This is a genomic window from Hydrogenophaga sp. A37 (assembly GCF_002001205.1).
Classification (GTDB): domain Bacteria; phylum Pseudomonadota; class Gammaproteobacteria; order Burkholderiales; family Burkholderiaceae_C; genus Hydrogenophaga.
In genome coordinates this window covers 1-22,075 of sequence record NZ_MUNZ01000168.1, presented here as the reverse complement: position 1 = coordinate 22,075, position 22,075 = coordinate 1, and the positions used below count along the sequence as shown (strand labels likewise).

Genomic DNA, 22,075 nt, shown 5'->3' with positions numbered 1-22,075 from the left:
GGTCCGGGTTTCCCGGCCCGCAGGAGCCGCCCCCTTGGGGGTGACGCGAAGCGGCGCAGGAGGAGCTCTCTAGTGCACAAAGCCCATGCCACGGGCTTCCCTGACTTCGGGTTTGATGCGGTGCTCGGCTTCGAGCTGCGACACGAAGTCTTCGGGCGTCAAAGCCTCGGCCAGAATCTCGACCTGCCGCTTCACCGCCGCGAAGTCGCCCGGGCACAGCTGCTCCAGCTTGGCCAGGCGCGCCGCCACCTCGGGGCTCAGGGCCGCCTCGTCGCCCCCCAGCGCCTCCACGATGAACATGCGTCGGCGCTGATCGGCCATGAGCGGCTTGAACTGGATCTTGAAGGTGAAGCGGCGCAGCGCCGCCTGGTCCAGGCTCTCCAGCAGGTTGGTGGTGCAGACGAAGATGCCGTTGTAGCGCTCCATGCCCTGCAGCATCTCGTTGACCTCGGTCACCTCGTAGGTGCGCTGCGCGCCGCGCCGGTCCTGCAAAAAGCTGTCGGCTTCGTCGAGCAGCAACACCGCCTTCTCGGCCTCGGCGTCGCGGAACATGGCCGCCATCTGCTGCTCGGTCTCGCCCACGAACTTGCTCACCAGATCGCTCGCGCGCCGGATCATCAACGGGCGTTCGAGCTGTTTGGCGAGGTACTCGGCCAGCGCGGTCTTGCCGGTGCCGGGGGCGCCATAGAAACACAGCGTGCCGTGGCCGCGCGCCTTGAGCGCGTTGACGATGCGCGGCAGCTCGTAGCGCGAGCTGACGTTGAGCATGTCCAGGTTGTATTGCGTGACTTCGGGGCGCATGCCGGCGTCGGGTTTGCGGCCCAGCGCCATGTCGGCGTTGCGCAGCTGGCGCTCGATCAGCTCGTCCAGCGACGGGCCTGCCGCCTCGGCCGACACCTTGCGCCGCCCCTTCGCCTTGGGCGCCGGGCTGGCCAGGTGAGCGAAGCGCACGGCGGTGCGGATCTGCGCGGGCGTGAGCCCCTTGCGCGCGGTCAGGCGCGACACCAGCGCCTCGGACACCGGCACGCCTTCGAGCGTCTTGCGCACCAGCTGCTCGCGCGCGCCGGGCGGCGGGCTCTTGAGTTCGAGGTGGTAGGCGAAGCGGCGGCGGAAGGCGGGGTCGATCTGCTCAATGCGGTTGGTGACCCAGATCGTGGGCACGGCGTTGGATTCAAGAATCTGGTTGACCCAGGCCTTGCCGCTCACGCTGCCGCTGTGCGGCGCCGTCACCTGCTCGGCGCGCGCCATGTACTGCGCCGCCTCGCTGGAGATCGGCGGGAACACGTCTTCGACCTCGTCGAACAACAGCGCCGAATGGGCCGTGCCTTTGAGGAACACCTGCGCGATCTGCAGCGAGCGGTAGCGGTCACGGCCCGAGAGCGCGTTGCCGTCGCGGTCGGCGTACTCCACCTCGAACAGCTCCAGGCTCGCGGCCTGCGCGACCACGCGCGCCAGCTCGGTCTTGCCGGTGCCGGGCGGGCCGTAGAGCAGGATGTTGACGCCCGGCTCCTTGCGCGCCACCGCTTCGCGCAGCAGCGCGCAGAGCAGGTTCACGTCGTCGGCCACGTAATCGAAATCCTTGCCGCTGAGCGCCGAGCGCGCGGCCGGGCGGGTGAACACCGCCATCAGCTCGCTCTCGTTGCGGTACTCGCGCATCAGCACGGGCGGGAGCTTTTCGCTGACCTTCATCAGGTCGGCGAGGTCGGTGATGTTGTGTTCGGAGATCAGGTTCTCGACCATGCCGATGCGCTCCAGCCGCGAGCCCGCGCGCAGCGCCTCGCCGACCTCGCTGGCCTTGACGCCGGCCACGTCGGCGATGGCCGCGTAGGCCTCAGGCGCGTTGTTCACCTTGAACTCGACCAGGATGGAGCGCAGGTCGCGCTGGTAACGGGCCAACGTGCCGTAGAGCAGCAGCGCGCGCTCGGCGCGGTTGAGCTGCAGCAGCCCGGCCAGGGCGTCGATGTTTTTCTCGACCAGGGTGGACTGCTTCTTCAGCGCGTGGCTGAGCCAGTCGCCCGTGACGGCGAGCACCGAGAGCAGGTCTTTGGGCGACTCCTTGGCGTACTCGTCCAGGTAGAAGAACAGCGTGCCTTCTTCATAGGGGCCGCGCCACACGCCGTAACGCTCCATGAAGGCGGCGGTGGAGAGCGTGTCGTGTCCGGTCCAGAGTTCATTTTCTTTGCAGCGGCGCTCCAGAAAACCGCGCAGGCGGCCCAGCACGGTCAAGGGCCAGACCAGGTGTCGGCCCGCCAGCGCGAGCAAGGTGTTGAGGTCGCGGCGCACGTTGAATCGTTGCCCCTGACGGGCGGCCAGCGTGAGCACAAAGTGGGAACACATGAGGTCCAGCACCGGCGCATGCCGCAGGCTGGCGGGCACGAACACGCGCGCATCGAGCGCCGGGCTGTGCCGGGGCTCGGGGCCCGGGCGTGGCTCGGGCACGGTGTGTGTTGCAGGCTCTTTGCGCTGCAACAGGCGTTTGCTCATTCGGACACCTCCAGTCATCACCACAGGAGACCACAACAGGGAGACACGGGCCGCCAGTCGGCTTTGAAGCGGACCATAACCCAGCTTGTTGAATCATGGAAGAGCGTGATGGAGCGTGATCCAACGATTTGTGGGGCTTTTCCAGACCATCTGTGACAGGGTTCCGGTTGCACAATCGGGCGATGCTCAACATCAACGACATTGAAGCCGCCGCCCAGCGCCTGAACGGCCAGGTGCTGGACACGCCGTGTGTGGAATCCCGCACGCTTTCGCAGCTCATCGGCTGCCAGGTGTTCCTCAAATTCGAGAACCTGCAATACACCGCTTCATTCAAGGAGCGCGGCGCCTGCAACAAGCTGGTGCAGCTGACAACGGAAGAGCGTTCACGGGGTGTGGTGGCGATGAGCGCGGGCAACCACGCGCAGGGCGTGGCCTACCACGCGCAGCGCCTGGGCCTGCGCGCGGTGATCGTCATGCCGCGCTTCACGCCGGGCGTGAAGGTGGAGCGCACACGCGGCTTCGGCGCCGAAGTGGTGTTGCACGGCGACACGCTGGACGAGTCGCGCGCCCACGCCCGCGAGCTGTCGGAACGCCAGGGCCTGGTGTTCGTGCACCCCTACGACGACGAGGCCATCGTCGCCGGCCAGGGCACGGTGGCGCTGGAGATGCTGCGCGAGCAGCCCGACATCGACACCCTGGTGGTCGCGATCGGCGGTGGCGGGCTGATCAGCGGCATGGCGACCGCCGCCAAGGTGATCCGACCCGACATCCAGATCGTCGGCGTGCAGACCGAACGCTTCCCCGCGATGTACAACGCCATCAAGGGCACGCACCTGCCGCAAGGCAACAGCACCATCGCCGAGGGCATTGCGGTGGGCACGCCGGGCACCATCACCGAAGCCATCGTGCGCGACAAGGTGGACGACGTGCTGCTGGTCGACGAAGGCGACATTGAGCAGGCCATCGTGATGCTGCTGGAGATCGAGAAAACGCTGGTCGAGGGCGCGGGCGCGGCCGGCCTCGCGGCGCTGATCAAGCACCCGCAGCGCTTCGCTGGCAAGAAGGTCGGCCTGGTGCTCAGCGGCGGCAACATCGACCCGCTGCTGCTGGCCTCGATCATCGAGCGCGGCATGGTGCGCGCCGGCCGGCTCGCACGCATCCAGGTCAGCGCGCGCGATGTGCCGGGCATCCTGGCGCGCATCGCCACCATCGTGGCCGAAGCCGGCGCCAACGTGGACGAGGTGCACCACCAGCGCGCCTTCACCCTGCTCGCGGCGCAGAACGTGTCGATCGAGTTGGTGCTGCAGACGCGCGGGCGCGAGCACATTGCCGAAGTGATCCGGCAGCTGCAGGCGCAGGGGTTCGAGGCGGCGCTGATCTGAACGCCGGCTGGCGTCAGGCGCGCTGCAGCGCGGGCTGAGGCAACTGGTGGGATTGGCTCACCTCCTGCGTCGATCCTGTAACGGGATGTGGCACCCCTCCAGCGGTTGACGCGGGGCGGTTCTCGCTTGCATCATGGCCCTTCCCTGTGGTCAAGCAATGGAGGAGTTTCATGAACACCAACGCCTTGTGGGACTCGCTGCAAAGCGCTCTTGGAAGCCACATCCCCCAGCTGCTGGGCGCGCTGGCGATCTTCATTCTGGGCTGGCTGATCGCCGTGATCGTGCGCGCTGCGGTGCGCAAGAGCCTGGGCTTTATCGGCGTCAACCACCGCTTCGGCAAGCTCACCGGCACCGGCGTGGACATTGAGGGAGCGGTCGGGCTCGGGCTGTTCTGGGTGGTGATCCTGCTCACGCTGGTGGCGGTCTTCAACTCGCTGAACCTGGCCATCGTCTCCGGCCCGTTCTCGGTCTTCGCCACCCAGCTGTTCGCCTACGCGCCGCGTGTGTTCGGCGGCCTGATGCTGGCGCTGGCGGCCTGGCTGGTGGCGAGCGTGGTGCGGGCGCTGTCGCAAAAGCTGCTGGACAAGACCACGCTGGATCAAAGCCTGTCGGAGCACGCCGACATGTCGCCCATCAGCGAGAACCTCTCGGGCGCGCTGTTCTGGCTGGTGATCCTGCTGTTCGTGCCGGCCATCCTCGGCGCGTTGCAGATGGAGGGCCTGCTCGATCCGCTCAAGGCCATGGTGACCAAGGCGCTGGACATGCTGCCCAACGCCGTGGGTGCCTTCGTGATCGGTGCGGTGGGCTGGATCGTGGCAACGGTGCTGCGCAACATCACCACCCACCTGAGCCGCACCGTCGGCATCGACCGGCTGGGCGGCAGGGCCGGGCTGAGCGAGACCGTGAAGCCCTCGGCGGTGCTGGGCATGCTGGTGTTCGTCGCGGTGTTCCTGCCCTCGTTGATCGCCGCGCTCGACGCGCTGAAGATCGAGGCCATCTCCAAGCCCGCCACCGACATGCTGGGCATGATGCTCGCCGCTGTGCCGCACATCATCGCGGCCGGCCTGATCCTGGTCGTGACCTGGCTGGTGGCGTCGTTTGCCAGCCAGCTGCTCGCCAGCCTGCTGGCCACACTGGGCTTTGACACCCTGCCCGAGCGGGTGGGACTGGCCCACGCCTTCAAGACCACCAGCGCCTCGGCCACGGTCGGTCGCGTGGCGCTGTTCTTCGCGATGCTGTTCGCCTCGGTCGAGGCCGCCGCCCAGCTCGGCTTCAAGCAGGTCAGCGGCATCGTGTCCACCTTCATCCGCTTCGGCGGCGACATCCTGCTCGGCTCGGCCATCCTGGTCATCGGTTTCTGGCTGGCCAATGTGGCTCACGACGCCATTCACCGCGCCAGCGGGCCGTCTTCGCGCGGCCTGGCGCGCATCGGCCGCTTCGCCATCCTGGCGCTGGTGATCGCTATGGGCCTGCGCGCCATGGGCATCGCCGACGACATCGTCAACCTCGCCTTCGGCCTCACGCTGGGTGCTGTGGCGGTGGCCGTGGCCCTGTCGTTCGGCCTCGGTGGCCGCGAGGCGGCAGGCCAACTCATGGAACACTGGCTGTCCCGCTTCCGCCGCAACGACAAACCCTGACGCAACCGATGAGCTCTGCCACCCACGTCCCGGACACCACGCCCGCCGTCACCACCGACACCCTGCAATCCGCGCTCAGCGACTGGTTCGCGCCCTGGGTGCAGGCCCTGGGCCTGAAGGTCGAATCCTTCCAGACCGACGAGGTGGTGCTGCGCCTGCCGCAGAACCCGGCCCTCAGCCGCATCGGCGGCATGGTCTGCGGCCAGGCTTTGATGGCGGCCGCCGACACCGCCATGGCGCTGGCCATCGTCACCCGCCTGGGCAACCAACGGCCCATGACCACCGTGCAGCTCAACACCAGCTTTCTCAAGCCGCTGGCCAACCAGGACGCGCTGGTCACGGCGCGGGTCCTGCGCGCGGGCAAGAGCCTGGTGTTCGGCGAGATCGACATCGTGGCGGCGGGCGACGGCAAAAGCGTGTGCCGCGCCAGCACCACCTACGCCCTGCTCTGAACCGCCGGGGCACCGGCCGCTGCACGGCGGAACCGGCCTCGATTTAGAATCGCGGCTGATTTTGTCAAAACACCCGGAGATCTCATGTCCCACCCCGCTCACGACAGCCACACCGACCAGCCGCAAGACGTGGTGGAGTCCATCGTTCCGCTCATGCCCGTCGTGCTGCCCGTGGCGGGCGCCGTGCTGATCTTCCTGCTGGCCTTCATTGCCGTGTTCATGGCCTGATCGCCACCAACAGCACCGCCTCCAGGCCGGCACCCTTCGTGGGTGGCCGGCCTTTGTTTTTCATGCCTCGCAGCGAAGAGCCAGAACCCAGGATGCGGTGGAACCGGCTTCGCCGGGCCACTCGCATCGCCCCCTTGAGGGGGTCGCGCGAAGCGCGGCGGGGGTGCTCTATTTCACCACCGTGCCCTGGTGGTACAGCGCCAGCCAACCATCGCCGTCGCGACGCCAGACCGTCAGCCGCCGCGTCACGCGGCTGGGCTGGCGCAGGCGGTAGGTCAGCAGGTACACACCTGGACCGGCTTCCTGCAGGTGATAGTTGTCGGTCAGCCAGGTGGCCGGGTCGGGGCGGCCGTGTCGATCGGCCAGCACCTGGCGCGCAAAGGCCCGGCTGTACAGGCGCCCGGTGGCGCCCACCTCCCAGAAGCCCGGGCCGACCAGTCGGTCGAAATCCGCAGGCGTGGCGTCGGGGTACGCGGCGTGAAACAGGTCTTCCAGCGGGCGCAGTTCGTCGAGCAGGGGTGCCAGGTGCGGCGCCAGGGTCAGTTCGGGTTCCATGCCGCGACTCTAGCGCCCGCCACCCACGCCGACCATGAGGGATTTCGGCATCAGGTTATGCAAGTCTTGCATGTAACTTGCTGGTAACTGACCCGGCTTCCTTTTTAAAATTAAAGGGTTAGGCCGACACGCGGACCAAAACCCGGGTTCACCCGCCCTCTTTTTGGCCTTTGTGCTGCTCTCGACCCACGACAGCAGCCCCGAGCGCCGACCGCCCTTCTTTGCCCAAGGGATCTTTTCAGCCGCCCGCCCGTTTCACCGTGGCCAGCGGCTGTTGGTGTCTCTTGGGCTTGCCGCTTTACAAACTTCTGGAGCCATTTCCATGAATTCTCCCGTGATGCAGGGCCTCAACCTCAACACCCCTTCCTTTGTGAAAAACGCCCGGCTGATCGCCTGGGTGGCCGACATGGTCGCGCTGTGCAAACCGGCCGATGTGGTCTGGTGCGACGGCAGCCAGGAAGAATATGACCGCCTGTGCCAGCAGCTGGTGGACGCCGGCACCTTCAAGAAGCTCAACCCGGCCAAGCGCCCGGGCAGCTTCCTGGCCTGCTCCGACCCGTCGGACGTGGCGCGCGTGGAAGACCGCACCTTCATCTGCTCTGAGAAGAAGGAAAACGCCGGCCCGACCAACAACTGGATGGCTCCGGCCGAGATGCGTCAGACCCTGCAGCCGCTGTTTGACGGTTGCATGAAGGGCCGCACGATGTACGTGGTGCCTTTCTCCATGGGCCCGCTGGGTTCGCACATCGCCCACATCGGCATCGAGCTGACCGACAGCGCCTACGTGGCCGTGAACCAGAAGCTGATGACCCGCATGGGCAAGGCCGTGTACGCCGTGCTCGGCACCAACGGCGACTTCGTGCCCTGCATGCACACCGTGGGCGCGCCGTTGGCTGAAGGTCAGAAGGACACCAGCACCTGGCCCTGCAACCCGACCACCAAGTACATCGTGCACTTCCCTGAGACGCGCGAGATCTGGAGCTACGGCTCGGGCTACGGCGGCAACGCGCTGCTGGGCAAGAAGTGCTTTGCGCTGCGCATCGCCTCCAACATGGGCCGCGACCAGGGCTGGCTGGCCGAGCACATGCTGATCCTGGGCGTGACGAATCCGCAAGGCAAGAAGTACCACGTCGCCGCCGCTTTCCCCAGCGCCTGCGGCAAGACCAACTTCTCCATGCTGGTGCCGCCGGAAGCCGGCTTCGCGGGCTGGAAGGTCACGACCATCGGTGACGACATCGCCTGGATCAAGCCCCACGCCGACGGCAAGCTCTACGCCATCAACCCCGAAGCGGGTTACTTCGGCGTCGCGCCCGGCACCAACATGCACACCAACCCGAACTGCATGCGCTCGCTGGACAAAAACGTGATCTTCACCAACGTGGCACTGACCGACGACGGCGACGTGTGGTGGGAAGGCATGGAGAAAGACGGCGGCGGCGTGCCCGCGCACCTGATCGACTGGCAAGGCAAGGACTGGACACCCGAGATCGCCAAGGCCACCGGCGCCAAGGCCGCGCACCCGAACTCGCGCTTCACCGTGGCCGCCACCAACAACCCCGCGCTCGACCCGCAGTGGGACGACGCCAACGGCGTGGCCATCGACGCCTTCATGTTTGGCGGCCGCCGCAGCACCACCGTGCCGCTGGTGACCGAGGCCAACAGCTGGACCGAAGGCGTGTACATGGCCGCGACCATGGGCTCTGAAACCACCGCCGCCGCCTTCGGCGCACAGGGCGTGGTGCGCCGCGACCCGTTCGCCATGCTGCCCTTCTGCGGCTACAACATGAGCGACTACTTCCAGCACTGGCTCGACATGGAACAGGCCTTGGTCAAGACCGGAGGCAGCGTGCCCAAGATGTTCTGCGTGAACTGGTTCCGCAAGAACGCCGAAGGCAAGTTCGTCTGGCCCGGCTATGGTGACAACATGCGCGTGCTCAAGTGGATGATCGACCGCATCGAGGGCAAGGCCCAGGGTGAGGCCACGATGTTTGGCACCGCCCCGGCCTACGCCGAGATCAACTGGACCGGCCTGGACTTCAACGCCGAACAGTTCAACACCGTGACCAGCATCGACAAGGCCGCCTGGGTCGAAGAGCTCAAGCTGCACGACGCCCACTTTGAGCAACTGGCCTACCACCTGCCGAAAGAACTGGTGGCGACCAAAGCCGAATTGGAGAAGCGCCTCGCGGCCGTCTGAGCCCCGCCAGACCGGGGCAGCTGCACGATTTGTAGCGAGCCCCCCGCCCACTGGACGAACCTTCGTCCGGACCAAAAAAAAGCCACCGGAGTCCGGTGGCTTTTTTTGCTGGTGGCCCGCCGCAGCGGGCTGGCTCAGACGTGGTGCAGGTGGGTGTGGCCGTCGCGGCTTTCGACCAGACGCTCCGGGTAGCGCCCCCAGGCGGCTTCCGGTGAGCCGCTGGCTTCCGCGTTCGCATCGGCGTCGCGCTGTCGGGCCAGCATCAGTTCGGCCATCAGGCGGGGATCGTTGCGCGCGGCGTTCCAGAGTTGCATCTCGGCGCGGGCTTCGGCCAAGGCCAGGGACCAGTCACGGACCGACCGCAGCGAGCTGCGCGCCAGGCGGTGGGCGGGGCCGGAAAACAGGACCGAGCTGGCAAAGATCACCACCCAGAGGGCGACCCAGCCCAGGAACAGGTGGTCGTCGGTCCAGCCGCTGATCATCTGGTCAGCCAGCACCACAAGCGCTGAGACCACCGCCGCCAACAGCATCGCGGCCAGCGCGCGAGAACCGCCAGAACGGCGCGATGCTGTGGTGTCGTCGGAAGTGCGGCTCGGGGCCTGCGAGGCAGGAGAAGTGGTATGGGAAGGTGCGTAAACGGTGCTCATGGGGTGCTCCTTTTTATAGGTAAGGCAGGTAGCCCGCGTGGCGGCGCATTTCGATCTGGGCCCAGCGGCGCAACACGGCGGGCGAGCGGATGCCCGTGTCAAGACCCATAGGGGCCAAGGCTTCGGAGAAGTCGTTCTTCGCCGCAACGGGGGCGGCCAACTCGTCGGCCGCATCGGCCTCGCGGGCACGGGCCTGCATCAGCTCAGCCTTCAGGCGCGGGTCGGTGCGGGCCAGGTCCCACAGGCGGGCCTCGGCGCGGGCTTCGGCCATCGACTTCGACCAGCTGTCAAGGGAACGCAGGGTGACCTGCGCGAGTTGGCGTGCGGCGCCGGCAAACAGGACGGAACCAGCGAAGACCACAACCCACAAGGCGACCCAGCCGAGGAACAAGTGGCCGTCGGCCCAGGTGCTGATCATCTGGTCGGCCAACACCACCAGGGCGGCCACGGCAGCGGCCAGCAGCATCGCGGCCAGACTGCGGGAGCCATCAAAACGGGGCTTGGCGCGGTAAACCCCAGAATCGGTCGAGGTCAGGCCCACTGAAGTGGAAGAGGGTGAAAAGACGGTGCTCATGTCGAACTCCTTGCTAAAAATGTCTTTTGGACAGACGAATACTAGGGTTAACCCGCATGTCACGCCAATTTATTTTTGTGATGAATTACATTCACAACCATGATGAATGAGCCCAACTTCCGCACCCTGGACCTGAACCTGCTGCGGGTGTTCGACGAGGTGATGGCCGAGCGCAACCTCACCCGGGCCGCCCACAACCTGGCCATGACCCAGCCCGCTGTGAGCAACGCGCTCAAACGCCTGCGCGAAAGCCTTGGCGATGAACTGGTGAAGCGCGCCGGCTACGGCGTGGAGGCCACGCCGGTGGCGCTGGCGCTGTGGCCCACGGTGCGCGACGCCCTGGCCCAGCTGCGCGAGTCCCTCTCGCCGGGCAGTTTCGAGCCGGCCACGGCAGGCAATGCGTTTGTGCTCGCCATGGCCGACGCGACCGCGGCCAAGCTGGTGCCGGGCCTGGTGGATGAGCTGGAGAAGGAGGCACCGGGCGTGAACCTGCGCATCGTGCCCCTGACCACGCGCGACCCACGCGATCTGCTGGCCTCCGGCTCGGCCGATCTGGCCATCGGCCATTTCCCCGGCGTGATCGCAGAGCTCAACGCCATCCACCTGCAGGAACACAACCCACGCTTCCTGCACCAGCGGCTGTACGACGGCGAATACGTGGTGGTGATGCGGCGCGACCACCCGTTGGCGGGCCGGCCACTCACGCTCGATGCCTACTGTGCCGCGCGCCACCTGCTGGTGAGCTTTTCGGGCCGGCCCTTCGGTTTTGTCGACGAGGCGCTCACCGCCCTCTCGCGCCAGCGGCGGATCGTGATCACCGTGAACCAGTTCTTCACCGCAGGCCGGGTGGTCGCCACCACCGACCTGCTCACCGTGTTGCCGCGCCACTTCGTCGAGGTCACGGGCATCGAGCCCGGGCTGACGCTGCGCGAACTGCCGCTGTCCGTGCCCCCGGTGCACGTGGACACGCTGTGGCACCGGCAGTCGGCCCACAGCAGCGCGCACCAATGGCTGCGCGCCGCGGTCGAGCGGGCCGCGCAGCGCAGCTTCGCCAGCGGGGCGGACGCGCCGACGACAATGCCGGCATGAACCTTCAGCTGCTCAGCGACCTGCACCTCGAATCGGACCCGCTGTTTCGCGCGGTGCCGGCCCAGGGTGCCGACCTGCTGGTGCTGGCCGGTGATGTGGGCTCGTACCAGAAGCGGCGCGACGGCAGCGTGATGCCCGAGCCCGACTGGGGCCTGCAGCGCTTCTCGCCCTTGCCGCAGTACGCCGCCTGGCCGGTGCCCGTGGTCTATGTGCCGGGCAACCACGAGTACGACGCGCTTGACCTCGACACGGCACACCAGGCACTGCGCAGCACCTGCGACCGCCTGGGCATCCAGTGGCTGGAGCGCGAGACCACCGTGATCGACGGCGTGCGCTTCGTCGGCACCACGCTCTGGAGCGACTACGACGCTCTGGCAGGGGTTCATGCCCCCACGCTCCCCGCTGCGCGTGGTTCGCTGCCCCCCGAGGGGGCGGACCCCGCCTTGGGGCGGCCCGGCGCCGGGGTCCGCGCCCCAAAGCGTTCCGCTACCAACAGCAAGGGTCCGGGGCTCACCGCTGCGCCCACCGAAACCGAGCGCCTGCGTCAGCGCGAGCGGGCGTTTCGCGCCGCCAACTTCTATCTCGTGAAGATGGCCGGACAACGCGCTGGTGCCTTGTTCGATGCGGCCGCCATGCGCGAGCTGGGGCTGGAGTGCCAGGCCTGGCTGCGCGCCGAACTGGCCCGGCCGTTCGACGGCCGCACGGTGGTGGTGACGCACTTCGCGCCCACCCTGCACAGCGCCGACCCGCGCTACGGCCTGAGCCCCGGCACGGCGGGCTTCTGCAACGCGCTCGACGAGCTGCTGCCCCTGGCCGACCTCTGGTTGCACGGCCACTTGCATTGCCCGACCGACGTGCAGATCGGCCGCTGCCGAATCGTGGCCAACCCGCTGGGCTACGCGAGCAAGGGGGAGCAGCTCAGCTTCCAGCCCCAGATGCTCGTCACCATCTGACGAAGTCAAGCTCAGCCTGCATGCGTGGAATGCCGTACGGCTGAAGCGCAAAACGCGGCTTAAACTGCGACACCCCCTAGAAGGAGAACACCATGAAAATTTTGCTCGCCGTTGACGGCAGTACGTACACCAAGAAGATGCTGGCTTACCTGACCACCCACGAAGAGGTGTTCAGCGCACAGAACGAATTCACCCTGTTCACCGTGCAGCTCCCGCTGCCCCCCCGCGCCCGCGCGGCCGTGGGTGCCGAGGTGGCCAACAGCTACTACGCCGAAGAGGCCGCCAAGGTCACCGAGCCGGTGGTCAAGTTTTTGGCACGCAAAGGCATCGTGCCCAAGGTCGTGCACAAGACCGGTTCGCCCGGCGAAGCCATCGCCAAGCAGGCCGCGGCAGGCGACTTTGACCTCGTGATGATGGGCTCGCACGGCCACAGCGCCCTGGGCAACCTGGTCATGGGCTCGGTGGCCACGCAGGTGCTGGCGCATTGCGCGGTGCCGGTGCTTCTAGTGAGATGACCCCCCTGCGCCGCAGGATGTGATGCCCCCGCGCCGCCTGCGGCGTCACCCCCAGGGGGGGCGGCGCGTGGCGGCCCGGCAAAGCCGGTTCCGCGGCGCCCTGGGCTGGCCGGTGGGCGGTTCCGCCGGTTTTGCGCTCCGGGCAGCACTTTTGATGGACCTCTACCGGGCGTGTTGTGCGACCCGGTATTTTTTCGCCTCAGCTTGCCACACCGTTTTCCGCCGCTCCCAAGGAGCCCGCCGGCGCGCGTGTCCCAGCCAAGGATGCGGTGGAACCGGCTTCGCCGGGCCACTCGCATCGCCCCCTTGAGGGGGTCGCGCGCAGCGCGGCGGGGGTGCTATCTCTGTTTCAGGCCGTCGAAGCAGGTGCTCAGCACCATCTCGATGATCTGGGCGTCGGTGTAGAGGCCCGAACCCTTGAGGAAACCGAGCACCGGGTCGCAGGCCCTGGCATACAACGTGTAGAGCACCGCAATCGGGGGCAGCGCGGGGTTGACGCTGCCGTCGGCCTGGGCGGCGGTGATCCAGGCGCCGAGGCGGTCGCTCACGTCCATCAGCCCGTCCACATAGGCCTTGTTGGTCGTCAGGGCCAGGCGCAGGCTGGAGTTTTCGCTCGGCAGCGAGGGCATCTCGCCCGCCAGCTGCACCTCCATCGTCCAGCCCGCCACGCGGCGCAGCAGCGCCAGCGGGGGCAACGCCGTGTCCAGCGTATCGAGGAAGGCGCGCGCCCGGTTCATCACCTTGACCATGGCCGCGGCGGCCAGGTCTTCCTTGCTGGGGAAATGCTTGTACAGGCTGGCCTTGGCGATACCGACCTCGGCGGCCACCTCGTCCACCGTCATGGCCTCAAAACCTTTTTCAGCCAGCAGGCGATTCACCGCCGAGACGATGGCGTCCTCGCGGGCGATGTGCATCTGCTCGCGGAAACTGCGTTTGGGAGGGGCGGGGGTTGAAGCGGTGGAAGCGGCGCTGGCCATGAACGTACCTTCGGGATTTGAGCGCATTTTGCCCCAGATCGACGAATCCGTCGATAACCACACTAACAAGTATCAATAAATACCAATTGGTATCTATTAATACCAGTTGGTATAAATTTCGTTCCGCAGGTGCCGCGACCCTTCAAGCCCTGTTCAACGTCTCCCACCCACATTCAAAGGACATCCCCATGAAAAAGACCCTGATCGCTTCCGTCATCGCCCTGGCCACCCTGGGCAGTGCCCACGCCAAAGACATCGTCGACACTGCCGTTGCGGCCGGCTCGTTCAAGACCCTGGCCACCGCCCTGCAGGCCGCGGGTCTGGTCGACACGCTCAAGGGCAAAGGCCCGTTCACCGTGTTCGCGCCGACCGACGAAGCCTTTGCCAAGGTACCCAAGGCCGACCTCGACGCCCTGCTGAAAGACAAAGCCAAGCTCACCGCCGTGCTGACCTACCACGTGGTGCCGGGCAAGGTGATGGCCGCCGATGTGAAGGCCGGCAAGGTGAAGACCGTGCAAGGCAGCGACATCACCGTGAGCACCATGGGTGGTGTGAAGGTGGACGCCGCCAACGTGGTGAAGACCGACATCGCCGCCGACAACGGCGTGATTCACGTCATTGACAGCGTGATCATGCCGAAGTGAGTGCCTTCGCCGGCCGTTTCGAGCCCCGCCCTGGCGGGGCTTCTTGTGGCCCGGGCGGCGTCAGGTTGCGCGCCGCCGCCTCGCGCAAGGCCATGCTGAGCGCGTCCAGCACGTCCGAGCTGAGGTTCCAGCAGTGCCAATAGAGCGCCACGCTGAGGCGGTGGCGCGGCGCCAGGTTGACCAGATCGCCACTGACCAGCAGATCGCGCACTCTCAGCTCGGGCAGCACGGCCACGCCCCAGCCCGCCTGCAACGCCCGCACCTGGCCCTCGCTGGAGGGCACGAACAACTGCTTGAGGCCCACCCGGGGCAGGTCGAACGACTGGGTAATGAAGCTGTGTTGCAGGTTGTCCTTGCGGTTGAAGGAGACAAAGGGCAGCTTGTGAAAGTTGTGGGCGTTCAGGCCCGCAGGACAGTGGGTGGTGGCGAAACGGGCCTGCGCCACGGCCACGTACTCCATGCTGCCAAGCGCCTCCATCTTGCAGCCGCGCAGGGCCTGGCCGAGCGAGGTGACGCAGCCCAGCACCTGGCCTTCGCGCAGCCACTCGTGGGTGAACTCCTGGTCGTCGGTGATGATTTCGATCGGCAGGCCCTGCTGGGCCAGGCCGTCGAGCGCGGGCAGCGCCCAGGTGGCGATGCTGTCGGCGTTGATCGCGACCGAGATGCGTTCTTCGTCGCGCCCGCCGCCGGCCGAGCTGGGCGCCAGCTCCTTCAGGTCATTCTCGAGATCGGCGCGCAGCAGCCGCATCATCTTGGCGTGCTTGAGCATCAACTGCCCGGCTTGCGTGGGTTTGAGCGGGCGGCTGCGCACGATGAGCACCGTGCCAACCTGCGCTTCGAGCGCGCGCAGCCGCTGCGACACCGCCGACTGCGTGATCGACAGGCGCTGCGCCGCACGCTCGAAACCGCCCTCTTCGATGATGGCGGCCAGACATTCCAGGGCGTCGGGGTCAAAGGTGCTCATTCGGTCTCCGGTGCATCGCCTCGCGGCGCCATAAGGCCAGCTGATGCAAAGGCCCGGAGTTTAATGAGTCTTCAGGTTCGCGCGGTGTGAGAAAACACCGATCCGGAGGTCTGTCTGCGATGGGCGGCAGACCGGGGCGGCTCAGCCCGTCTTCTTCATCCTCACCGGCAGCGGCTGGCCGCCCGCGTCTTCAGGCACCACGCGCTCGCTCATCCAGCGCAGCAAATCGAGCCACATCTGCCGCATCTCGGCGTCCAGCGGCGTGCGGATCGCGCTGGGCAGTTCGATGGTGACCACCGGCATGCCTTTGTGCACGCCGCCGAAGTTGCCCAGGCTGCCCGGGAAGATGCCGACCTGGTCGAGGTAGAGGCGGCCCAGGCGCGCGGGCGGCACGGTGGGTCCGTCGAAGTCGAGCACGCCGTAGGGCGCGTGGATGCTCACGATCAGGTGGGGCTGGAAGCGCTCCATCTCGTCAAAGAAGAACTTCGACTCCGGCTCGGACAAGGTTTTGGGCCCGGGCCAGCGGCGCGGGTCTTTTTTGGTGCGCTGTTCCCAGTAGATCTTGGCGTCGCGGGTCCAGTTGGGCGTGGGGAAGTTGCGGTTGAGGTCCACGCCGTTGGCGTTCACGCGCTTGGCGGGCCGCGCCATCAGCCCGTCGGGGTTGAGGGCCGGGATGAAACGCCAGTGCACGTTGGACGGCGTTTCCATCGCGCGCTGGATCCAGTGCAGCGCGACCGAGGCGGACGACAGCTCGTCGCCGTGCATGGCGCCGACCACGAGCACACGGATCTTGGCGTCGGGTGCCACCACGTCGCGCTGGTACAGCGTGCGGCCCTGCACGGTGCGGCCGAGGGTGGGTTTGAGTTGCGCCGAGGCGCACAGCGGCGCCTGCATGTTGGGCAGGCGGGCCACGAACTCGATGCAGGGATCGGGTCTCTTTTCGGGCGCCGTGCTGCCCTGGGCCTGGGCAAGCGCCCCACACGACAGCAACGTCACCGCGAGCCAGGGTTGGAAGATGGTGCGCAGGAGGCCCTGGCGTGGCGAAGCATGGCGGTCTCGAATCATGGGGGCGATTCTATTGACGTGGGGAAGACCACCCCTGTGGCGCCGTCAATGAACGAGGGGTCACACAGCGCACGCTTGCCCGGGATCATTCGTCCTTCTCGCCCGGTTCGTACAGCGTCTCGCGGCCCATGCGGTCGAGGATGAGTTCGGCCGTCCAGGGCAGCATCAGCGCGCCGCAGCGGCTGTCGCGGTACAGGCGCTCCAGCGGCAGGTGCTTGAGCATGCTCTGACCGCCGCAGGTGCGGATGCCCAGCCGCGCGAGGTCATTGGCGCCCTCCATCACGGCGTGGTGCGCGGCGTAGAGGCGCAGCTTCTCATCCATGCTCGGGTTGGGCTTGGCCTCGAAGATGGCGCGGGTGAACAGGCTCTTCATCGACTCCAGCTGCAGGCGCATCTGCGCCACCGTGATCTGCTTGGTGGGGAACTGCCGCCGCTTGACCGGTGGCTCGCCCGGCACCTCGCCGCGCAGGTACTGCACCGTGAAGTCGTAGACCGCGTTCGCCACGCCCAGGTAGGTCGGCGAGAGCGTGAAGAACATGGCCGGCCAGGTCTGCGCACCCTTGAAGTAGATGCCGCGTGGCATGAGCTGCTCGTCGTCGCTGACAAACACGTCCTTGAACGCCAGGTTGCGACTCACCGTGCCGCGCATGCCCAGCGGGTCCCACTCGCCGCTGATGCTGAAGCCTTCGGCCGTGGCGGGCACGCTGATGTAGAGCGTGTCGCGCGCGTCGGGGTGGTGGTCGCCTTTGTCTTCGGTGCAAAGCACGCCGTAGTAGTCGGCCGCGCCTGAGAGGCTGGCCCAGATTTTCTTGCCGTTGATGAGCCAGCCACCCTCGACCTTCTTCGCCGTGGTGCCGAAGGGCGCGCGGCCGGCCGCCGCCGCCGTTCCTTCGCTGAAAGGCTGGGCGTAGAGCTTGCCTTCGTTGACGATGCGCGCGAAGTGGATCTGGCGCCGCGCCGCGTGTTCGGCGCGCTGCTCGTCGGTCATGGTGATGCCGTCGGCCAGCACGCCGGTCCACATCGTCGAGCAAATGTGCATGTTCCAGGTGAGCGCGGTCGCACCGCAGAAGCGCCCGATCTCGGCCGCGACCATCATGTAGGTCGGGAAGTCGGCACCCGCGCCGCCGAACGCGGTCGGCACGCAGAGCTTGAGAAAGCCCTGCTCGCGCAGGTCGTCGTAGTTGGCGAACGGGAAGCTCGCCTCCTTGTCCCACTGCGCGGCGCGCGCGGCGAACTTGTCGCGGCCCAGCGCGTGGGCCTTGGCCAGCCACTCGCGCTGCAGCGGGGTGAAGGGCATGTCGCCGACGGCGGGGGTGAAGTCCAGGCCGGTGGTCGGGTTGATCGCTGGGGGCATCGGTCTTGTCTCCTGGTGGTGTGGTGGCGGGCTCAATGCACGTCGGGCAGCGGACCCGGCGTGGGCTCGCGCAAAAAATCGAGCAGCAGCGCGTCGAACTCGTCGGGCGCTTCGAGGTTCATCAGGTGGCCGATGCCGGCGAGCTCGGCGTAGCGCGCGCGGGGGATCGCGGCCGCCATCTGCTTCATCACCGAGGGCGCGGCCACGCGGTCGAACTCGCCGCCGATCAGCAGCGTGGGCACGCGGATGTCGGCCAGCGCGGCCTGGCGGTCGAAGGTGACGAGGCATTCGAGCGCACGCCGGTAGGTGGCGGCGGGCACACTGGCCATGCAGAACTCGGCCAGCTTCAGGCCCTCGGGCAGCGAGCCGGGGCCAACCATCTGCGGCACCAGTTTGGCGGCCATGTCGGCCATGGTCTTGCCCGCGTCGAGCGGCGCCGTGCGCTGGTGGATGAACTGCTGCGCCCAAGCGCCGGCGTCGCGCCCGTCGGTGCGCTTGCCGAAGGCGGCCGAGGTACCGCAGAGGATGAGTTTGTTCACCTTGTCGGGCCGGCGCGCCACCACCTCTTGCGCCACCATGCCGCCCATGCTGTGCCCCAGCAAGATCACACTTTCACACTGCAACGCGTCGATGAGGTTGACGCAGCACTGCGCCAGGCCCTTGAAGGTGTAGGGCTCGATGGGCAGGCTGTGGCCGTAGCCGGGCATGTCCCAGGCCACGGCCCGGTAGCCCAGGCTGGCGAGGGTTTCGACCTGCGGCGCGAAGGCGCGGTGGCCGCCGCCGATGCCGTGCAGCATCAGGACCGTGGGGCCGCTGCCGAGGGTGGTGAACTGGGGCACGGGCATCAGCTCACCACCTTTCCAGCGTCCACCACGACAGCGTCGTCCAGCGTCACCGTGCAGCCGCGCATCGGCCAGTCGAAGTGGCCGCGCGTGTAGCGGCCGGCGGTTTCGTTGGCGCCCGTGCTGTAGAGGAAGTTGCCGGCGAAGGCGCGCAGCTCGGTGCCGTTGAAGTCGCGTTTGTCGTAGAGCGCCATGCTGTCCCAGCGCGCAGCCTCATTGAGGCCGTAGCCCACATGGCTCACGGCGTAAGCCTCTTTCTCGCCCCACGCCGCGAAGTACGAGCGCAGCAGCTCGGCGTCGACCCCGGTGCCGTCGATGCGCATCACGTAATCGTTTTCAATCGTCAGCGTGATGGGCCGTTCGATGTAGCGTTTGAAAGTCAGGTTCACGTCGCCCTCGGCGAGCACCAGCGAGCCGTTCACGCTGCCCGACGCCGGGAAACCCAGCACCAGGCCGCCGGGCCAGTGCGTCAGCGTGCCGGGGCGTGTGGTGCTGCCCCAATTGCCGCCGACCACGGCGCCCTGCAACGAAATGCGCAGGTCGGTGCCGGCGGGCGAGCTCACGCGCATGGCTTGGGCGCCCCGCAGGCGCTTCACATGCGCCTTCACGCGCGCCTCGGTGGCGTCGTCGGGCAGCAGGCGCGCCAGCGCCTCGGGGTGTTCGTTGCTCACGTAGACAATGCGCGGCTGCGTGCGGCCATTGCCCTGCAGGATGGCGGGCAACTCGGGCGCGTGCATCAGGCCTTCGACCGTGCAATCGATCACCAAGCTGCTGGCCTGCAATGCCGCGATCACCGGGAGCTGTTGTTGAATGGCCGGTGAGGCACCGGTGGAGCGCGTCACCGGTTCGCCCGCAAGGCCGAACACCGAGGGCAGGGTCAGCACGAAGGCCGGGGCACCGAGGCGCGCCGCCGCGAGGCGAGCCAGCTCGACCAGCACCGGCCGGCTCTGCGTTTCGCAGAGAATGGCCACCGTGTCCTGCGTTTGCAACGCGCAGCGCCTCAAGACCGCTTCAAAGGCGTCGATCCAGGCGGGTTCGATCCGTTCCTGAAGCATGGGTTGTCTCCTGTTTTGGGGAGGCTGTCGGTAGGGAAATGGCAGCCGAAACGCATTATTCATGAATTTTCATATAAATTGCAGCCATGTCTCCAGCCCGCAAAGCGCTACCCCCTGACTTTTCGCCGCGCGACTTCCGCGTGGCGCTGGGCATGTTCGCCACGGGCGTGACCATCGTGACCGCGCGCACCGCCAGCGGCGAACTCGCGGGCCTCACCGCCAGCTCGTTCAACTCGGTCTCGCTCGACCCGCCGCTGGTGCTCTGGAGCCTGGCGCGTGCGGCCGGCTCGATGGCGGCTTTTTCCAACGGCCAGCACTACGCCATCAACGTGCTCGCGGCCGACCAGCAGGCGCTGGCCGAGCGCTTTGCCGCGCGCGACGTGGACCGCTGGCAGGGCGTGGAATTCGTGGAAGGCTTCAGTGGCGCACCGCTGCTGAAGGGCTGCGTCGCCAGCTTCGAGTGCTTCAACCGCAGCCAGTACACCGAGGGTGACCACGTGATCTTTGTTGGCGAGGTCGAGCGCTGCACGCGCCGCGCCCACGCCTCGCCCCTGCTCTACCACGGCGGGCGCTTCTACACCGAGCACCCGTTGCAGGATTCGCAGGCCGACCCCACCGCGCCACAGCCCACCGACGGCCGCTTCGTCGGCAGTTACCTGGGCTACCTGCTCGGCCAGGCCAACCACGCGGTGTACCGCGACTTCGAAAACGCGATCACGGCGCAAGGCCTGACCCACATCGCCTGGCGCGTGCTCGCGGTGCTGCACGACGCGGCACTCGCTCCCGGCGAGCCCGCGACCCAGTCACCCGGTGTCGCCATCGGCCAGCTCGCGCACGACGTGCTCGCCAAACAACCCACCGTGACCAAGCTGGTGCAGCGCATGGCCGAAGAGGGCCTGGTCGCGCTGCACGCCGACCCGGCGGACCAGCGGCGCACGCTCGTGACCGCCACGCCCACCGGCCAGGCCGCGGCCAGCGCCTTGATCGCGCAAGCGCGCCAGCAAGAAACCACCCTGCTCGCGCGCTGGTCGGCCAGCGAGGCCGAAGCCTTCAAGCGCCACCTTCAGAAACTGGCCTCCGGCCAGTGACCCCGGGCGCGACCATCCGCGCCCCGACCCCGCGATACCCTCGACACGATGACCCCCGTCCAACGCAAAGACCACCTCGACACCCTCGCCATCACCCTGCTCGTGGTGTGCTGCGCCTTCTGGGGCTACCAGCAGATATTGATCAAGTTCGCCTCGCGTGAGATCCCGCCGCTGTGGCAGGCGTCGATCCGCATGTGGGGCGCCACCGCCCTGCTCTGGCTCTGGTGCCAGTACCGCGGCGTGCCGCTGTTCAAACGCGACGGCACGCTTAAGGGCGGGCTGCTCGTGGGCCTGCTGTTCGCGGGCGAGTTCGTCTTCATCTACCTCGGCCTCACGCACACCAGCGCCTCGCGGCTCACGGTGTTCCTGTACACCAGCCCGTTCTGGGTGGCGCTGCTGCTGCCGCGCTTTGTGAAGAGCGAACAGCTGCGCCGCATCCAGTGGATCGGCCTGTGCCTGGCCTTCGCCGCCGTCGCGGTGGCCTTCAGCGAGGCCTTCCTCCATGGCTCGATACCGGTTGACCCCCACGCTCCACCGCTGCGCGGGTCGCTGCCCCCCGAGGGGGCTGGCCTCGCTTGGGGCGGCCCGGCGCCAGTCCCAGGCCAGTGGATCGGCGACACCATGGGCCTGGCCGCCGGCATGCTCTGGGGCCTGACCACGCTGGCGATCCGCACCACCAAGATCGCCACCGCCGCGGCCGAAAAGTCGCTGTTCTACCAACTCGGCGTGACCGCCGCCGTCACGCCGCTGCTCTCGCTCGCGCTGGGCGAAACCTGGAGCTTTGACTACTCCGCCATGGCCTGGGGCTCCGTCTTTCTACAGACCGCCGTGGGCGCCTTCGCCAGCTACCTGACCTGGATGTGGATGCTGCGCCACTACCCCGCGACCCAGATGTCCACCTTCACATTCCTCACTCCGCTGTTCGCGCTGGTGTTCGGCGTGGTGCTGCTGGGCGAGCCGCTGACGCTGCAGTTGGTGCTGGCGCTGCTGGGGGTGGCGGCGGGGATTGTGCTGGTGAGCCGGAAGGGGTGAGGCAAACGGACAGATGACGCCCACCCTCACGGGCGCGACAAGTTCAACACGTCATTTCTTACCATTCGTAATCACCAGCCAAACGACGAAGCCACAGAGCAGATAGGGAAGTGCTTGGGACAACTGGTCTCCACTCAACAGTTTGAGAAAGTCTGGATTTGCTTCCAACGACAACTCAAATAGTTTTGTACTCATTGCTTTCCTTTCGCTGCGACTAGTGTTATGTCCCGTTAATAACTGGCATTAATCGTGCATGCCGATGCGGTATCTTGGGAATGGAGATACCGCGATGAGAACTGGCAGACCGAAGGTCCAATTGTTGTTGAGCGAGCAAGAGCGTG

20 protein-coding genes and 1 pseudogene are annotated in these 22,075 nt (G+C 67.1%); 11 read left to right on the top strand and 10 right to left on the bottom strand.

Going from position 1 to position 22,075, the window contains the following annotated elements:
* Nucleotides 1–69: 69 nt before the first annotated feature.
* Nucleotides 70–2,484, bottom strand: a complete 2,415-nt coding sequence (locus B0E41_RS22585) for an ATP-binding protein (protein ID WP_077334704.1) — start codon at nt 2,482–2,484, stop codon at nt 70–72.
* A 182-nt stretch (nt 2,485–2,666) separates the two neighbouring features.
* On the opposite strand from B0E41_RS22585, the gene B0E41_RS22580 reads away from it, so the two are divergent.
* From B0E41_RS22580 to B0E41_RS27240, 4 genes are all read left to right on the top strand, one after another.
* Nucleotides 2,667–3,866, top strand: coding sequence for a threonine ammonia-lyase (locus tag B0E41_RS22580; RefSeq protein WP_077334702.1), 1,200 nt, complete (start codon nt 2,667–2,669; stop codon nt 3,864–3,866).
* 170 nt (nt 3,867–4,036) lie between these two features.
* Complete coding sequence (locus B0E41_RS22575; protein ID WP_077334700.1) at nt 4,037–5,503, top strand: mechanosensitive ion channel; 1,467 nt, start codon at nt 4,037–4,039, stop codon at nt 5,501–5,503.
* Nucleotides 5,504–5,511: 8 nt separating this feature from the next.
* Nucleotides 5,512–5,955 (top strand): PaaI family thioesterase, encoded by a 444-nt coding sequence (locus tag B0E41_RS22570; RefSeq protein WP_077334698.1) that lies wholly within the window; start codon nt 5,512–5,514, stop codon nt 5,953–5,955.
* An 84-nt stretch (nt 5,956–6,039) separates the two neighbouring features.
* The gene (locus B0E41_RS27240) at nt 6,040–6,183 is read left to right on the top strand and encodes a hypothetical protein (RefSeq protein WP_171984847.1); all 144 of its coding nucleotides are present in this window, start codon (nt 6,040–6,042) and stop codon (nt 6,181–6,183) included.
* Nucleotides 6,184–6,351: 168 nt separating this feature from the next.
* Here the strand turns inward: B0E41_RS27240 and B0E41_RS22565 are convergent, their stop codons facing one another.
* Nucleotides 6,352–6,738 (bottom strand): DUF4440 domain-containing protein, encoded by a 387-nt coding sequence (locus B0E41_RS22565; RefSeq protein ID WP_077334696.1) that lies wholly within the window; start codon nt 6,736–6,738, stop codon nt 6,352–6,354.
* Nucleotides 6,739–7,060: 322 nt separating this feature from the next.
* Here B0E41_RS22565 and B0E41_RS22560 point away from each other — a divergent pair, with 322 nt between their 5' ends.
* Nucleotides 7,061–8,935: a phosphoenolpyruvate carboxykinase (GTP) gene (locus B0E41_RS22560; protein WP_077334694.1), complete on the top strand. Its 1,875-nt coding sequence runs from the start codon at nt 7,061–7,063 to the stop codon at nt 8,933–8,935.
* A gap of 134 nt (nt 8,936–9,069) precedes the next feature.
* Here the strand turns inward: B0E41_RS22560 and B0E41_RS22555 are convergent, their stop codons facing one another.
* Complete coding sequence (locus B0E41_RS22555) at nt 9,070–9,582, bottom strand: hypothetical protein (protein WP_143433972.1); 513 nt, start codon at nt 9,580–9,582, stop codon at nt 9,070–9,072.
* Between the two features lie 13 nt (nt 9,583–9,595).
* Entirely contained in the window at nt 9,596–10,156 is a 561-nt protein-coding gene (locus B0E41_RS22550; RefSeq protein WP_077334690.1) for a hypothetical protein, read from the bottom strand.
* A 102-nt stretch (nt 10,157–10,258) separates the two neighbouring features.
* On the opposite strand from B0E41_RS22550, the gene B0E41_RS22545 reads away from it, so the two are divergent.
* The 3 genes from B0E41_RS22545 to B0E41_RS22535 all read left to right on the top strand — a co-directional run bounded on the left by B0E41_RS22545 (nt 10,259) and on the right by B0E41_RS22535 (nt 12,713).
* Nucleotides 10,259–11,245, top strand: a complete 987-nt coding sequence (locus tag B0E41_RS22545; RefSeq protein ID WP_077334720.1) for a LysR family transcriptional regulator — start codon at nt 10,259–10,261, stop codon at nt 11,243–11,245.
* The gene (locus tag B0E41_RS22540; RefSeq protein WP_077334718.1) at nt 11,242–12,198 is read left to right on the top strand and encodes a metallophosphoesterase; all 957 of its coding nucleotides are present in this window, start codon (nt 11,242–11,244) and stop codon (nt 12,196–12,198) included. The genes B0E41_RS22545 and B0E41_RS22540 overlap by 4 nt, the downstream gene beginning before the upstream one ends.
* Nucleotides 12,199–12,290: 92 nt before the next feature.
* Nucleotides 12,291–12,713: a universal stress protein gene (locus tag B0E41_RS22535; protein ID WP_077334689.1), complete on the top strand. Its 423-nt coding sequence runs from the start codon at nt 12,291–12,293 to the stop codon at nt 12,711–12,713.
* Between the two features lie 338 nt (nt 12,714–13,051).
* On the opposite strand, the gene B0E41_RS22530 is transcribed toward B0E41_RS22535, so the two are convergent.
* Entirely contained in the window at nt 13,052–13,690 is a 639-nt protein-coding gene (locus B0E41_RS22530; protein ID WP_253195098.1) for a TetR/AcrR family transcriptional regulator, read from the bottom strand.
* 188 nt (nt 13,691–13,878) lie between these two features.
* Between B0E41_RS22530 and B0E41_RS22525 the strand changes: the two genes are divergently transcribed.
* Nucleotides 13,879–14,334, top strand: coding sequence for a fasciclin domain-containing protein (locus B0E41_RS22525; RefSeq protein WP_077334685.1), 456 nt, complete (start codon nt 13,879–13,881; stop codon nt 14,332–14,334).
* Here the strand turns inward: B0E41_RS22525 and B0E41_RS22520 are convergent.
* The 5 genes from B0E41_RS22520 to B0E41_RS22500 all read right to left on the bottom strand — a co-directional run bounded on the left by B0E41_RS22520 (nt 14,321) and on the right by B0E41_RS22500 (nt 19,614).
* The gene (locus B0E41_RS22520) at nt 14,321–15,298 is read right to left on the bottom strand and encodes a LysR family transcriptional regulator ArgP (RefSeq protein WP_077334683.1); all 978 of its coding nucleotides are present in this window, start codon (nt 15,296–15,298) and stop codon (nt 14,321–14,323) included. The genes B0E41_RS22525 and B0E41_RS22520 overlap by 14 nt on opposite strands.
* A gap of 141 nt (nt 15,299–15,439) precedes the next feature.
* A complete protein-coding gene (locus B0E41_RS22515; RefSeq protein ID WP_077334681.1) occupies nt 15,440–16,363 on the bottom strand; it encodes a M14 family zinc carboxypeptidase in 924 nt (307 codons plus the stop codon).
* Between the two features lie 85 nt (nt 16,364–16,448).
* Entirely contained in the window at nt 16,449–17,717 is a 1,269-nt protein-coding gene (locus tag B0E41_RS22510) for an acyl-CoA dehydrogenase family protein (RefSeq protein WP_077334679.1), read from the bottom strand.
* Nucleotides 17,718–17,749: 32 nt separating this feature from the next.
* On the bottom strand, nt 17,750–18,565 hold the full coding sequence (locus tag B0E41_RS22505; protein ID WP_143433971.1) for an alpha/beta hydrolase: 816 nt from the start codon (nt 18,563–18,565) through the stop codon (nt 17,750–17,752).
* Entirely contained in the window at nt 18,562–19,614 is a 1,053-nt protein-coding gene (locus B0E41_RS22500; protein WP_077334675.1) for a peptidase M29, read from the bottom strand. Before B0E41_RS22500 ends, B0E41_RS22505 begins: the two co-directional genes overlap by 4 nt.
* A gap of 86 nt (nt 19,615–19,700) precedes the next feature.
* On the opposite strand from B0E41_RS22500, the pseudogene B0E41_RS27640 reads away from it, so the two are divergent.
* Together B0E41_RS27640 and B0E41_RS22490 are read left to right on the top strand one after the other, a co-directional pair.
* Nucleotides 19,701–20,207: pseudogene (locus B0E41_RS27640) on the top strand (flavin reductase family protein); the annotation flags it as partial.
* Between the two features lie 543 nt (nt 20,208–20,750).
* Complete coding sequence (locus tag B0E41_RS22490; protein WP_077334671.1) at nt 20,751–21,734, top strand: DMT family transporter; 984 nt, start codon at nt 20,751–20,753, stop codon at nt 21,732–21,734.
* The last annotated feature ends 341 nt before the right edge of the window (nt 21,735–22,075 follow it).

Excerpts from the sequence above, each read along its gene's own strand:
- B0E41_RS22585 (WP_077334704.1), bottom strand. The coding sequence starts at position 2,484 with ATGAGCAAACGCCTGTTGCAGCGCAAAGAGCCTGCAACACACACCGTG.
- B0E41_RS22580 (WP_077334702.1), top strand. The coding sequence starts at position 2,667 with ATGCTCAACATCAACGACATTGAAGCCGCCGCCCAGCGCCTGAACGGC.
- B0E41_RS22575 (WP_077334700.1), top strand. The coding sequence starts at position 4,037 with ATGAACACCAACGCCTTGTGGGACTCGCTGCAAAGCGCTCTTGGAAGC.
- B0E41_RS22570 (WP_077334698.1), top strand. The coding sequence starts at position 5,512 with ATGAGCTCTGCCACCCACGTCCCGGACACCACGCCCGCCGTCACCACC.
- B0E41_RS27240 (WP_171984847.1), top strand. The coding sequence starts at position 6,040 with ATGTCCCACCCCGCTCACGACAGCCACACCGACCAGCCGCAAGACGTG.
- B0E41_RS22565 (WP_077334696.1), bottom strand. The coding sequence starts at position 6,738 with ATGGAACCCGAACTGACCCTGGCGCCGCACCTGGCACCCCTGCTCGAC.
- B0E41_RS22560 (WP_077334694.1), top strand. The coding sequence starts at position 7,061 with ATGAATTCTCCCGTGATGCAGGGCCTCAACCTCAACACCCCTTCCTTT.
- B0E41_RS22555 (WP_143433972.1), bottom strand. The coding sequence starts at position 9,582 with ATGAGCACCGTTTACGCACCTTCCCATACCACTTCTCCTGCCTCGCAG.
- B0E41_RS22550 (WP_077334690.1), bottom strand. The coding sequence starts at position 10,156 with ATGAGCACCGTCTTTTCACCCTCTTCCACTTCAGTGGGCCTGACCTCG.
- B0E41_RS22545 (WP_077334720.1), top strand. The coding sequence starts at position 10,259 with ATGAATGAGCCCAACTTCCGCACCCTGGACCTGAACCTGCTGCGGGTG.
- B0E41_RS22540 (WP_077334718.1), top strand. The coding sequence starts at position 11,242 with ATGAACCTTCAGCTGCTCAGCGACCTGCACCTCGAATCGGACCCGCTG.
- B0E41_RS22535 (WP_077334689.1), top strand. The coding sequence starts at position 12,291 with ATGAAAATTTTGCTCGCCGTTGACGGCAGTACGTACACCAAGAAGATG.
- B0E41_RS22530 (WP_253195098.1), bottom strand. The coding sequence starts at position 13,690 with ATGGCCAGCGCCGCTTCCACCGCTTCAACCCCCGCCCCTCCCAAACGC.
- B0E41_RS22525 (WP_077334685.1), top strand. The coding sequence starts at position 13,879 with ATGAAAAAGACCCTGATCGCTTCCGTCATCGCCCTGGCCACCCTGGGC.
- B0E41_RS22520 (WP_077334683.1), bottom strand. The coding sequence starts at position 15,298 with ATGAGCACCTTTGACCCCGACGCCCTGGAATGTCTGGCCGCCATCATC.
- B0E41_RS22515 (WP_077334681.1), bottom strand. The coding sequence starts at position 16,363 with ATGATTCGAGACCGCCATGCTTCGCCACGCCAGGGCCTCCTGCGCACC.
- B0E41_RS22510 (WP_077334679.1), bottom strand. The coding sequence starts at position 17,717 with ATGCCCCCAGCGATCAACCCGACCACCGGCCTGGACTTCACCCCCGCC.
- B0E41_RS22500 (WP_077334675.1), bottom strand. The coding sequence starts at position 19,614 with ATGCTTCAGGAACGGATCGAACCCGCCTGGATCGACGCCTTTGAAGCG.
- B0E41_RS22490 (WP_077334671.1), top strand. The coding sequence starts at position 20,751 with ATGACCCCCGTCCAACGCAAAGACCACCTCGACACCCTCGCCATCACC.